Annotated in this window: 11 protein-coding genes; 8 read left to right on the top strand and 3 right to left on the bottom strand. The window is 33.9% G+C overall.

Features of this window, described 5'->3' with window-relative positions:
• Positions 1 to 35: 35 nt before the first annotated feature.
• The 3 genes from HM982_RS09750 to HM982_RS09760 form a co-directional block, all read right to left on the bottom strand.
• Positions 36 to 779, bottom strand: coding sequence for a GLPGLI family protein (locus HM982_RS09750; RefSeq protein WP_179352973.1), 744 nt, complete (start codon positions 777 to 779; stop codon positions 36 to 38).
• A gap of 96 nt (positions 780 to 875) precedes the next feature.
• Positions 876 to 1,097 (bottom strand): hypothetical protein, encoded by a 222-nt coding sequence (locus HM982_RS09755; RefSeq protein WP_179352974.1) that lies wholly within the window; start codon positions 1,095 to 1,097, stop codon positions 876 to 878.
• Between the two features lie 409 nt (positions 1,098 to 1,506).
• Complete coding sequence (locus tag HM982_RS09760) at positions 1,507 to 1,689, bottom strand: hypothetical protein (RefSeq protein ID WP_179352975.1); 183 nt, start codon at positions 1,687 to 1,689, stop codon at positions 1,507 to 1,509.
• 391 nt (positions 1,690 to 2,080) lie between these two features.
• On the opposite strand from HM982_RS09760, the gene HM982_RS09765 reads away from it, so the two are divergent.
• The 8 genes from HM982_RS09765 to HM982_RS09800 all read left to right on the top strand — a co-directional run bounded on the left by HM982_RS09765 (position 2,081) and on the right by HM982_RS09800 (position 12,837).
• Entirely contained in the window at positions 2,081 to 3,241 is a 1,161-nt protein-coding gene (locus HM982_RS09765) for a homogentisate 1,2-dioxygenase (protein ID WP_179352976.1), read from the top strand.
• 20 nt (positions 3,242 to 3,261) lie between these two features.
• Positions 3,262 to 3,765, top strand: a complete 504-nt coding sequence (locus HM982_RS09770) for a CCC motif membrane protein (protein WP_179352977.1) — start codon at positions 3,262 to 3,264, stop codon at positions 3,763 to 3,765.
• A gap of 107 nt (positions 3,766 to 3,872) precedes the next feature.
• Positions 3,873 to 5,033 carry a 4-hydroxyphenylpyruvate dioxygenase gene (gene hppD, locus HM982_RS09775; protein ID WP_179352978.1) on the top strand — a complete coding sequence of 387 codons (1,161 nt, stop codon included), beginning with the start codon at positions 3,873 to 3,875 and terminating at the stop codon, positions 5,031 to 5,033.
• Positions 5,034 to 5,352: 319 nt separating this feature from the next.
• Positions 5,353 to 6,135 carry a DUF3108 domain-containing protein gene (locus tag HM982_RS09780; RefSeq protein WP_179352979.1) on the top strand — a complete coding sequence of 261 codons (783 nt, stop codon included), beginning with the start codon at positions 5,353 to 5,355 and terminating at the stop codon, positions 6,133 to 6,135.
• 8 nt (positions 6,136 to 6,143) lie between these two features.
• On the top strand, positions 6,144 to 7,076 hold the full coding sequence (locus HM982_RS09785; protein WP_179352980.1) for a tryptophan 2,3-dioxygenase family protein: 933 nt from the start codon (positions 6,144 to 6,146) through the stop codon (positions 7,074 to 7,076).
• 7 nt (positions 7,077 to 7,083) lie between these two features.
• Complete coding sequence (locus HM982_RS09790; RefSeq protein WP_179352981.1) at positions 7,084 to 8,400, top strand: M23 family metallopeptidase; 1,317 nt, start codon at positions 7,084 to 7,086, stop codon at positions 8,398 to 8,400.
• Positions 8,400 to 10,046 carry a glucose-6-phosphate isomerase gene (gene pgi, locus HM982_RS09795; protein WP_179352982.1) on the top strand — a complete coding sequence of 549 codons (1,647 nt, stop codon included), beginning with the start codon at positions 8,400 to 8,402 and terminating at the stop codon, positions 10,044 to 10,046. Before HM982_RS09790 ends, pgi begins: the two co-directional genes overlap by 1 nt.
• 148 nt (positions 10,047 to 10,194) lie before the next feature.
• A complete protein-coding gene (locus tag HM982_RS09800; RefSeq protein WP_179352983.1) occupies positions 10,195 to 12,837 on the top strand; it encodes a TonB-dependent receptor in 2,643 nt (880 codons plus the stop codon).
• Positions 12,838 to 12,933 lie beyond the last annotated feature (96 nt).

Consider the following 12,933-nt stretch of genomic DNA (forward strand, 5'->3'; position numbering starts at 1 on the left):
TAAATACTAATTTATTTATTGACTGTTTGATAGTATTAGTTTTTCCCGTAGTATTTTTCTCTATTTTCAACTAAATCCTTCATCAAAATGGCATACTCTTGCTCCGTCATTTTTTTTCCTTTCGTAGGAATATCAATGTCAATTTTCTTTTCTAAAAATTTAATTTTTTGCAGAGTTGTAATTACCTTATCAACCTCTAATTGTATAATTAACCCTGGAAGACCACTAAAACCATCAGGACCGACTTGTAGATTAATATCCGTAGTGTACCACGCAATTACAGGTTTTAATATTTCTCCTCTTCTACCTTGCTGTTTTAATATCGTTGTTGCCTTATAACAGGTAAGACTATCTATCATCATCTTCTCCTTTGTCAAAGTCCAATCATAATCTTCAAAGTCTTTTTCAATTATATATTTCCCTTGTTCTCTCAAGGACTGTCTTGTTTTTAAATTAAAATAATAGGGGCCACTGTATCCTGAAAATGCTGTAGCTAAATTCATTGATGAACTTTGTGAGTCAGAATTCAATTTTTTTAGCTTTCTATATGAAGCCAATGAATCGTTAAACATCAGTTCAAATTCCATTTCATCAATAGTATTATTAACGGATTTAAAAGCCGACTTTGCTTTTGTGTTATTGTCTAATTCCTTTATATTACTAAAATTGTGCTTGGATTGTTTTTTATAGAATGCTTTTCCACTATTTTGACTTAGACAAAACGAAGAAAATAGTAATAGTATTAGTGTGCTAAAAATAAAAATGCTTTTAGAGTTCATAACCCTTGATATATTTAAAAGGGATAAAATATTACATAAAATTTCTAAAATTGGAATATAATTTTTTACCCCTAAGATTTATAATTACTTAAATGTTTATTGATTTAGGCATTTCTCATAAAGGTAAACAAACACATGATACTCTTGCTCATGCGTCCATCCTTGTTCAAAACCATTGATTGTTGCTGTTGAGTCTGCCCATTCAAAACAAGTTAAAAACACATCTTCCGATATATCAGCGTTACTTATTGCATTTACATTGAGAGTACTACCTACAAATAAAACCACAGCCATAAGGCTAAATATTCTTTTCTTCATAATTTAAGATTTTAAACCCATCACTTTTTTAGGATAGGTTGGTTAATAAATAATAGCTAGAATAAGCTAACGAGGGATTTACTAACGAGTAACGAAGAATAAAATAAACCTGCACAGGTTTTTAGTTAACTAATGTCGCTAACTGCAATATAATGCCTCGTTAAAACACACATTTTCAGTTGCTGACAAACCAAAGCTAAGAAAAAAAACGGAAACCAACTTAAAAAAAAAAGCACCTTTAATGTTAAGGAAATGTTAACTGCGGAAAAACCGTAATTGAAACTATAAAATAATTAAAACTTTAACAATTTTGTGTTTGGGTTTTAGCACTAAGTTTTTGTATAAGAATACGTTATTGTGGTATGTAGAATGAAATTAATCGTTAAATATTAGGGATTTCAAAAAATCATTAACCGCATAATCTACAAACCTCGAAATCATATGCTGTTGTAATTTTTGAGAATTCAAATGCAGCCAGTTCCTCAATCAAAATATCAAAAGAACTATAGGTTGTTTCAGTGGTATTTAAAGTTTTCCCGAAGCCAAACGAACTCAAAATAAATGCAAAAAATATAGTGATATGGGATTTCATCTTTGCTCATTTTTCGGAATTCTTATAAATATAGTAAAAATTTATTGATATTTGTAAGAACGAAGTTGTTTCGGGTTTGTCATCTTTAAGAATGATTAATCGAGGCAATGAACGTTGTTAAAAGATAATTTATAGACACTTGAAACTATTCTGGCCAAACATGAAAATCTATCTTCATTTCCTTATTAAAAGGAAACCAGAATGACATTTTTATCATACAGAACTCATTTGTGCAGAACTTGTTTCGGTATTTCAGTATCTATGCCATTCCTGCGCATTCAGGAATCTCCACAAATTTTGTACCTTTAAAAAGAACAATCAGTCAATGTTCAACTGAGGTCAACAGTAAGTAAAACATTGAATTTTTAATCTTGAACCTAAAACTTAAAGAATGCCATTCTATCATAAATTAGGAAAAATTCCACCAAAACGCCACACGCAGTTTAAAAAACCAAATGGCGATTTTTATTACGAGCAATTGTTTGGTACCATTGGTTTCGATGGCATGTCTACCAACAGCTATCACGAGCAACGCCCAACACAAGTCAAGGAAATTAAAAAGCAATACAGCGTTGCGCCTAAAGTGGCGAAGGAAAACAACATGCAATCCTATCGGTTTAGAGGCTTTCAAGTGCCACCAGAAAACGATTATTTAGAGAGTCGTAAAATTGTATTGACTAATAGCGATTGTAATATCATATTAGCAGCACCTAAACAATCAACCAAAGATTATTTCTATAAAAATACCGATGCCGACGAATTAATTTTCATCCATAAAGGCACCGGAAAATTAAGGACTCATCTCGGGAATTTAGATTTTAAATACGGCGATTATTTGTTAGTGCCAAGAGGTGTTATTTATAAGCTCGATTTTGACACGGAAGACAACCGATTATTTATCGTAGAATCGCGACGACCAATTTACACGCCAAAACGTTACCGTAATTATTTTGGACAATTATTAGAACATTCCCCATTTTGTGAGCGCGATTTGCGTCAGCCACAAGAACTAGAAACGTATAATGAGTCGAGTGAGTTTTTAATTAAAATAAAAAAGAACGACGACATTTTTGATATGGTTTACGCCTCGCATCCTTTTGATGTGGTAGGTTATGATGGTTATAATTATCCGTATGCCTTTTCAATTCACGATTTTGAACCTATTACAGGTCGTGTGCATCAGCCGCCTCCAGTACATCAAACTTTTGAAACCGATGCCTTTGTAGTGTGTAGTTTTGTGCCGCGTTTGTACGATTATCATCCAATCGCTGTTCCTGCGCCCTACAATCATAGTAATATAGATAGTGATGAGGTGTTATATTACGTCGATGGCGATTTTATGAGTCGTAATGATATTGCAGCAGGTCATATCTCGTTGCACCCCGCAGGTATTCCGCATGGACCACATCCAGGAACCATGGAAAAAAGTATTGGTAAGACTAAAACCGAAGAATTAGCGGTTATGGTAGATACCTTTAAACCTTTAAAAGTAACTGAAGAGGCTTTAAAAATTGCCGATGAAGATTATTTTAAATCTTGGTTAGAACACTAAATAATAATAAACATTCATAAATGAATCAAAATAAATTACCTGCAGATCCATTATCATTAATTTTAGGAATATTAGCACTAGTTATTGGTATCGCTGGCTGCTGTTGTTATGGGGTTACCGCCATTGTTCCATTGATTTTAGCCATAATTGGATTGGTGTCGGCAAACAGAAGTTTACGTGAATATGGCGAAAACCCAGAAGCTTACAATCCACAAACACGAAGTAATGTCAACACGGCTAAGATTATAAATATTATAGCCATTGTAATTAACGGTTTTGTGTTTTTAATAGCACTTGGTGTACTGGCGTTTTATGGCACATTAATGTCTTCAGCTATTTTAGATGGCCTAGAAAATGGAAATTTTGAAAGTGATGACTATTATTATGAGTCTGAATACGAAACGACTATAGAGCCAGAAAGTTATGAGGATTGGGATGATGACACTTATCGTATTGAGGACGTAGAAGAAGAGGTGTTAAATGAGACGCAAGAGATTGAATTAGATAGCTTGGAAAACGAGTAAATACAGAACGCAAGTCAGAATTTGATTTGAAAAAGTTATTAAATTAAGAAACTTCATTTTTTGGAATTTGAATTTTGAAAAGTGAAGTTTAAATAAATTTTTATTTTATGGCAAAAGAAGTAGAAAATGTAAACTACGGTTTAGAAAAAATATTTGAAGGCGCACAAGATTTTTTACCCCTTTTAGGAACGGATTACGTGGAGTTTTATGTGGGTAATGCCAAACAAGCGGCTCACTTTTATAAGACAGCATTTGGTTTTCAATCCTATGCTTATAAAGGCTTAGAAACAGGATCTAAGGATTCGGTGAGTTATGTGTTAAAACAAGATAAAATTCGCTTGGTGTTAACAACCCCTTTAAATAGTAAATCTGAAATCAATAAGCACATTGTAAAACATGGCGACGGTGTAAAAGTCGTCGCGTTATGGGTAGAAGATGCACGTAAATCTTACGAAGAAACCACCAAACGAGGCGCAAAATCTTATATGGAGCCAACGGTTGAAAAAGATGAGTTTGGTGAAGTGGTAAGCGCCGGAATTTATACCTATGGTGAAACCGTACATATGTTTGTAGAGCGTAAAAACTATTCAGGAACATTTATGCCAGGTTTTGTGGAATGGAACAGTGATTACAATCCAGAACCAACAGGCTTAAAATACATCGATCACATGGTTGGTAATGTAGGTTGGGGCGAAATGAATACTTGGGTAAAATGGTACGAAGATGTGATGGGTTTTGTGAATTTCTTATCCTTTGATGACAAACAAATCCACACCGAATATTCGGCACTTATGAGTAAGGTAATGAGCAATGGAAATGGTCGCATTAAATTTCCAATTAACGAACCCGCTGAAGCCGCTAAAAAATCGCAAATCGAAGAGTATTTAGATTTTTACGAAGGTTCAGGAGTGCAACATATCGCGGTAGCTACAGACGATATCATTTCAACCGTATCACAACTAAAATCTAGAGGTGTTGAGTTTTTGTCTACGCCACCAGAGGAATATTACAGAGCCGTTCCAGGACGATTAGAAGAGCACAGTCACGCGCTAAGAGAAGATATTGAAACGCTTAAAAGCTTAGGTATTATGATAGATGCCGATGAGGAAGGCTATTTACTTCAAATATTCACAAAACCTGTAGAAGACCGACCAACCTTATTCTTTGAAATCATACAACGCATGGGGGCTCGTGGTTTTGGTGCCGGAAACTTTAAAGCCTTGTTTGAGTCTATAGAACGAGAGCAAGAGAAAAGAGGAACACTTTAAAAGTAAAGATGCGTTTAGTTTTTAAGCTAAACGCATCTTTATTTATGTTAAATCTTATTGCTGTTGAACACCAGTTGCGATTTAGTAAAAGGTTGGTAATTTGTTCAAATACTATAACTTTAGTGTTAATTATAGGTGATTTTAGATGTCCTTTTACATTTGGAACAGTAATTGTATTTATGATAATTGTAACAAAATTATGCGTCACATTATTTATATTTACAAACTAGAGATTATAAACCGAGCAAGGTAAAAACGATAGCGCTCTACGAAATGATTAATAGCGAACATATGTGACCGTAAATAACAATAAATACACATGAAACATTTATTTGCAATTATAGTATTCTTTGTAGGATTTCAAGCCTCTAATGTAGAGAAGCAGTCCGCTTTTCAAGATGGGGAGTGGTTTAAATTTGAAATGAGTTATAGTGGCTTTTTTAAAGCAGGAAATGCGACTTTGGCTGTAAATGAAACCAGTTTACGAGGCAAATCCGTTTATCATGTTATTGGCAAAGGTTGGACTACAGGTGCTATAAAATGGTTTTTTAAAGTTAAAGACCGCTACGAAAGTTATTTTGATAAAGTGACAGGAGTACCGTATAAATTTATCAGAAAAATTGATGAAGGTGGTCATACTAAAGACGTCGAAATTAACTTTGATCATGAATCCAGAAAAGCTGAAGTTAAAAACCATAAGAAAAATGAAATAAGCATTGTTTCTACTGAAGAAAATGTGCAAGACATGGTGTCTATGTACTATTATCTACGAAATGAAATTGATATTTCAACCCTAAAAGTAGGTGATGAAATAAAGACGAATATGTTTTTTGACGAAGAAAATTACGGGTTCAAATTAAAATACCTAGGAAAAGAAATCATTAAAACAGAATTTGGTAAGGTGAAAACCGTAAAATTTAGACCATACGTTATGGCTGGTCGTGTGTTTAAAGAAGAAGAAAGTCTAACCCTATGGGTAAGTGAAGATAGAAACAAAATTCCATTAAAGATTCAAGCAGATTTAGCTGTGGGTTCATTACGAGCAGATCTTGTAGCATTTAAAGGTTTAAAGCATCCGTTTGAAATCATTTACAAAGATTAATTTAAAATATGTCAGAGCAAAAAAAATACAATACAATTGTAAAAGCGCTTGAAGAAAAGTACGCCAAAATAGACCAAGATACCGACGACCATTTATATGGTCTTTTGTATAGTAAACCTATAACGTATTGGGATTATATTCAAACCGATGCCTTATTGAACCTTCAAATTCAACGTACCACATTGCCCGATGAAATGGTGTTTATTGCTTATCATCAAATTAATGAACTGCTTTTTAAAATGATTCTCTGGGAAATTTCTCAAGTCGCAGAGAAAGAAGATTTAGACGTAACGTTTTTTGAAACTAAATTGATGCGTATTAGTCGTTATTTTGATATGCTGTCCACGTCTTTCAATATTATGAGAGAAGGTATGGATGTGGAGCAGTATATGAAATTTAGATATACCTTAACGCCAGCCAGTGGTTTTCAAAGTGCACAATATAGACTAATAGAATTCGCTTCTACCGAATTAATTAATCTTATCGATTACAGATTTAGAAAAAATATAGATAGAAATACACCGTTCACACACGCTTTTGAACATTTATATTGGCAAGCCGCAGGAAAAGACCATAAAACAGGAAAAAAATCCACACTTTTAGTTAATTTTGAAAAACGTTACAAAGACGAATTTTTAAGGTTTATGGAAACCTATAATACCAAAAATCTTTGGACACGTTTTAAAGAGCTTCCTGAAAAAGACCAGAAAAATGATGAGCTTATAAAAGCCATGCGTCATTACGATTATACCGTAAATGTCTCTTGGGTAATGTGTCATTACAATGCAGCAAAACACTACATTGATAGCGGTATCGGTGATGGTGAAGCGACAGGAGGAAGCGATTGGAAAAAATACATGCACCCTAAATATCAGAAACGTATTTTCTTCCCAGAATTATGGAGTGCAGAAGAATTAGAAAATTGGGGAAATAATTTATAAGTAGTTAATGCAATTAAAAAATAGCCTAGCAATACTCATTATTGCAATTAGTGTATGGACGTGTAAAGAAGATAATTCTGCTGAAATCGCTAAAGTAAAAGAACAAGCTGAAGTTGTTGAAGAAGAAAAAATTCTAGAGTTTGGTTTCGATATCAATGAATACATCGTGCAACGCGACACCATTAAATCTGGCGATAGTTTTGGTGAGATTATGCAACGTAATAATATAGGTTATCCCAATATTTTTGAAATAGCTGAAGTCACTAAAGACACCTTCGATATTAGAAAACTACAAAAAGGAAAACCTTATACCTTATTATATTCAAAGGCATCCGAAAAAGATAGCTTACCGAGTCCTACGACGTTTATCTATCAGCCTAATCAAGAAGAATATGTAGTTATAGGTTTAAAAGATTCTATACATGCTTATACCAGTAGAAAGCCAATAACTTATGTTGAAAAAACCGCGACAGGTGTTATAGAAAGTAGTATTTCAAAAACGCTTGAAGATAAAGGCTTAAGTCAACGATTAGCCTATAAAATGGCAGATGATATTTATGCGTGGACTATAGATTTTAGACGTTTGCAAAAAGGGGACCGTTTTAAAGTGATTTATACCGATAAATATATTGACGACACGATTTATGCGGGAATTCATAATGTTAAAGCTGCTTATTTTGAGCATAACAAAGATTCGTTATATGCCTTTGAGTTTGAAACCGATTCTATAAAAGGTATTGTGGATTACTTTAATGAAGATGCAAAAAACCTAAGACGTGCCTTTTTAAAAGCACCTGTTCAATTTAGTAGAATTTCGTCGCGTTATAATCTCAAAAGACGAATAGCGTATTACGGAAATAGAATAAGACCACACAAGGGAACCGATTTTGCAGCGCCAATAGGAACACCAATTATGGCAACGGCCAACGGAACCGTAACCGAATCTACCAGAAGAGGTGGTAATGGGAAGTATGTTAAAATTAGACATAACGCTACTTACAGCACCCAGTATTTACACATGAAAGCTCAAAATGTAAAAAAGGGTGAATTTGTAAAACAAGGCGATATTATAGGTTGGATAGGTATGACCGGAAATACAGGTGGCCCACACGTCTGCTACCGTTTTTGGAAAAATGGTCGACAAGTGGATCCTTTTAAAGAAAAACTACCCGAAGCAGAACCTATTTCAGACAGTTTAAAGGTGAAATACTTAGAACATATAAAACCTATCAAACAACGTTTAGATAATATTTTCTTCCTTGAGGCAGAGCCAAAAGAAACTGAAAATACCATAACTGAAGATTTAAATTTAGATATACAATAATGGCACTAAAAGCAACGAACCCAACCACTACAAACGCTTGGAAAAAATTACAAGCACATTTTGAAACCATTAAATCGCAGCATTTAAAAGATTTATTTAGTGCTGATGCTGAAAGGGCGAATGACCTAACGGTAAAATGGGAGGATTTTTATGCCGATTTCTCTAAAAATAGAATCACTACAGAAACCTTAGATTTATTAGTAAACTTAGCTGATGAATTAGAGTTGAAAGATGCGATTTCAAAATATTTTGATGGCGATGTCATTAATGCTACCGAAGGAAGAGCGGTGTTGCATACGGCACTTAGAGCGCCTAAAGATGCAGAAGTTTTTGTTGATGGTGAAAACGTTATTCCAGAAGTGCATCAAGTAAAAAATAAAATTAAAGACTTTACAAATTTGGTCGTCAATGGAGACCATAAAGGTCATACGGGCAAAGCTATTACCGATGTGGTAAACATTGGAATTGGAGGGTCTGATTTGGGACCTGCTATGGTAGTGGATTCACTACAGTTTTACAAAAATCAATTAACCACTCATTTTGTAAGTAATGTAGATGGAGATCACCATAAAGAGATTATTAAAAATTTAGATCCGGAAACCACACTTTTCGTGATTGTGTCTAAAACATTTACAACACAAGAAACCTTATCCAATGCTAATTCCATTAGAGCATGGTTTTTAGAATCACTACCTAAAGAAGCTGTTTCTAAACATTTTGTTGCGGTATCTACTAATATTGAAAGTGTAAAAAACTTTGGGATTGCTGAAGCTAATATTTTCCCAATGAAAGATTGGGTTGGTGGACGTTTTTCATTGTGGAGCGCTGTAGGCTTATCTATTAGTTTAGCTTTAGGCTATGAACATTTTGAAAGCTTATTAGAAGGAGCGCACAAAATGGATGAGCATTTTAAAACTGCTGATTTTAAAGAAAACATACCTGTTATTTCTGCGTTATTAACCGTTTGGTATAATAACTTTTTTCAGTCTGAAAGTGAAGCTATAATCCCATATACCCAATACTTAAACCAGTTTGCGACCTATTTGCAACAAGGTATCATGGAAAGTAATGGTAAAAGTGTAGATAGAGATGGCAATAGAGTAAATTACCAAACTGGAACTTTAATTTGGGGAGAGCCAGGTACCAATTCACAACATGCTTTTTTTCAACTGATTCATCAAGGTACAAAGTTGATTCCAACCGATTTTATTGGTTATGTTGAATCGCTTTACGGAAACAAAGACCATCACAATAAATTGATGTCTAATTACTTTGCACAAACAGAAGCTTTAATGAATGGTAAAACCGAAGCTGAAGTTTTAGCGGAGTTTAAAGGTGGGGCTATGTCTGAAGAAGTCATTTCTAAATTAGTGCCTTTTAAAGTATTTGAAGGTAATAAACCAACCACTTCTTTGTTGATTCAAAAATTAACACCAGAGAGTTTAGGTAAGCTGATCGCTATGTATGAACATAAAATTTTTGTTCAAGGAATCATTTGGAACATTTATAGTTATGACCAATTTGGAGTAGAATTGGGGAAGCAATTAGCAAAATCTATTCTTGCTGAGCTTCAAGATGAAAAAACCAAGCAACATCATGATGCCTCAACTTCTAATTTGTTAGATTTTTACAAGGTTAATTGTTAAAAAATCTTAATTATTCGATATTTTTAAATTAATTTCTATTGATTTAATATTTATCTTTAGGCAGCTTTATTGTTAACACTAAGTTAATGTTTTCATTATTGTATTACGTAATTTTGCGCTATTAAAACAATAACTGAAAATTTTAATAATGAAAAAATTTAATCAATTTTTATTTTTTGCTGTGATGTTACTATGCACTACAGTAACATTTGCTCAAAGCACTATTACGGGTAGAATAATAGATGCTGAAACAAACTCACCACTTCCGGGAGCTAACGTTCTTCAAAGTGGGACAACTAACGGTGTTGATTCAGATTTTGATGGTAATTTTACATTGTCAACTAATGCTGCATCTGGTGAAATTGAAATCTCTTATGTTGGTTTCCAAACTAAGGTAGTTAAGTTTAGTGGTAGTGTAGATTTAGGAGACATTATCTTAAACACAGACAGTTCTTTAGACGAAGTTCTAATTGTTGGTTCTGGAGTGATAGATTTAGCAGGTAGTAGAGAGACTCCTGTGGCTGTTTCTACAATTAGTGGTAGAGACATAAAATTAAAATCTGCAGGTAACGTAGAATTTGGTGAAGCTATGAAAAACACACCATCTGTATATGTTTCTAACCAAGCAGGTGGATTTGGAGATAGCCAAATTTTCTTAAGAGGTTTTGATCAAACAAACACAGCTTACATGTTAAATGGTCAACCAATTAATGGTATGGAAGATGGTAGAATGTACTGGTCTAACTGGTCTGGTATGTCAGATGTTGCTAATGTGGTTCAAGTTCAAAGAGGGCTAGGGTCTTCTAAGTTAGCGATTTCTTCTGTAGGTGGTACTGTAAACATTGTGTCTAAAACGACTGAAAAACAACAAGGTGGTTTTGTAAGATTTTTAGGTGGTAATGATAGTTATGTAAAAAGTACATTAAGCTATGATTCAGGTATAAACGATAAAGGATGGGCTTTTTCAGTATTATTAGATCACTGGCAAGCACATAGAAAATATTCAATTGGTACTGCAGGTCAGGGGCAAAACTATATGTTCTCTGTAGGTTACCAACCAAATGACAAGCATACATTTAACTTATTATTGACAGGTGCTCCACAATGGCACGATCAACATTTTTCTCAAGATCTTGAGTTTTACGAAGCTTATGGAGAAAAAGCGAACAGTAATACTGGTTTTTATGAAGGTGAGCGTTATACGGAGCGTCGTAACTTTTACCATAAGCCAATTGCTAACTTAAACTGGGATTTTAATATCAATGATAAATTAGATTTATCTACCGTTTTATATGCATCATGGGGACGTGGTGGTGGAACCGGAAATGTTGGTAACGGAAGAGTAAGAGTTGGTGGTGATGGCTTAAACGCTGAGGAAATCGATTTTGATCAGATTGAGTTAAATAACATTGCTTCGGCTACAACAATTAATGGTGGTCAGTACGGAACTTATGGAGATTCTTATTTAAGACGTTCTTCTATGAACAACCATAACTGGTACGGTTTATTATCTAACTTAGAATACGATGCTAATGAAAACTGGTCAATGAATTTTGGTGTTGATGCTAGAACTTATAACGGAATTCACTTTAGACAGTTAGAAAACACATTAGGTTTAGACGGTTATAATGATAACTATTTAACAGGTCGTGACAGTGATTATGTAATTACAGAAACTTTTGATGCTGATCCTTGGGCAGCCTTATTTGATTTTGCTGATAATGATCAAAGATATGATTATAACTATGAAGAAGTAATTCAATACTTAGGTGCTTTCGGTCAAGCAGAATACTCTAATGATAATTTTTCAGCATTCGTTCAAGGTGCTGTTTCTACACAGTCTTACCAAAGAGAAGGTTTCTTTGAAGGAAGAGGAAATGGTTTAGGTAAATCTGATAAAGTAAGTAAAGAGGGTTACAATGTAAAAGGTGGTGCTGCTTATAAAATCAATACTGAGCATTCTTTCTTTGCAAATGCAGGTTTTTACTCACGTCAACCTTTCTTAGATAATATCTTTAGCGATATTAGATATGACAATGCACTTGCTGAACCAGACGTAGATAATGAAGAAATTACAGGTCTTGAAGCTGGTTACCGTTTTAAAAATAAAACGTTAAGAGTTAATGTTGATGTTTACAGTACACAATGGGGTAACAGATTCTTATCTATTAATGGTCCTGCTCAAGCTGGTGCCGATGGTAATCTTGGAACTGCTGATGATGAATTTAGTACTTATAGATTAACAGATGTTACACAAAGACACAATGGTGTTGAATTTGATATGGAATACCGTCCTTATGGTGGGTCTTGGTCATTTAGAACATTTGGTTCTGTTGGAAACTGGAAATATGATGGTGAAACACCATATACCTTACAAAATGATGATACTGGAGATTTCATTACTAGCGATGGTAACGTAGATTTAACAAATGTTAAAATTGGTAATGCACCTCAAACTTCTTTCGGTTTTGGTTTTAAAGCTGATATCGCAAAAGGACTTTCTGTAGATATGGATTATAACATTTATTCTGGTTTATATGAGTTTGTTGATCCTGCAGATGTTGCAGATACTGCATTATCTAATGGCGTATATGAGTCAATTAAATTACCAGCTTATACTTTAGCAGATGCTGGTGTAACTTATAGATTCTCTTTAGGAGCTAATCCATTAACATTTAGAGCTAACGTTTACAACTTATTCAATGAAGCTTATATTAACCAAAAGGATGCTTATGGTTACTATTTAGGTATTGGAAGAACGTTTAACGCAAGTTTACGTTATAACTTCTAAAACATTTAGAAGATAAAATTACAGATAAAGGCAGCCAAATGGCTGCCTTTTTTTTATGGAGTAAACTCATAACAGAATTGATGCCTGATTTATCGT

Origin of the sequence: Winogradskyella vidalii, from assembly GCF_013403955.1 — a bacterium.
Taxonomy (GTDB): domain Bacteria; phylum Bacteroidota; class Bacteroidia; order Flavobacteriales; family Flavobacteriaceae; genus Winogradskyella; species Winogradskyella vidalii.

Excerpts from the sequence above, each read along its gene's own strand:
- HM982_RS09765 (WP_179352976.1), top strand. The coding sequence starts at position 2,081 with ATGCCATTCTATCATAAATTAGGAAAAATTCCACCAAAACGCCACACG.
- HM982_RS09770 (WP_179352977.1), top strand. The coding sequence starts at position 3,262 with ATGAATCAAAATAAATTACCTGCAGATCCATTATCATTAATTTTAGGA.
- HM982_RS09790 (WP_179352981.1), top strand. The coding sequence starts at position 7,084 with ATGCAATTAAAAAATAGCCTAGCAATACTCATTATTGCAATTAGTGTA.
- pgi (WP_179352982.1), top strand. The coding sequence starts at position 8,400 with ATGGCACTAAAAGCAACGAACCCAACCACTACAAACGCTTGGAAAAAA.
- hppD (WP_179352978.1), top strand. The coding sequence starts at position 3,873 with ATGGCAAAAGAAGTAGAAAATGTAAACTACGGTTTAGAAAAAATATTT.
- HM982_RS09785 (WP_179352980.1), top strand. The coding sequence starts at position 6,144 with ATGTCAGAGCAAAAAAAATACAATACAATTGTAAAAGCGCTTGAAGAA.
- HM982_RS09755 (WP_179352974.1), bottom strand. The coding sequence starts at position 1,097 with ATGAAGAAAAGAATATTTAGCCTTATGGCTGTGGTTTTATTTGTAGGT.
- HM982_RS09800 (WP_179352983.1), top strand. The coding sequence starts at position 10,195 with ATGAAAAAATTTAATCAATTTTTATTTTTTGCTGTGATGTTACTATGC.
- HM982_RS09760 (WP_179352975.1), bottom strand. The coding sequence starts at position 1,689 with ATGAAATCCCATATCACTATATTTTTTGCATTTATTTTGAGTTCGTTT.
- HM982_RS09780 (WP_179352979.1), top strand. The coding sequence starts at position 5,353 with ATGAAACATTTATTTGCAATTATAGTATTCTTTGTAGGATTTCAAGCC.
- HM982_RS09750 (WP_179352973.1), bottom strand. The coding sequence starts at position 779 with ATGAACTCTAAAAGCATTTTTATTTTTAGCACACTAATACTATTACTA.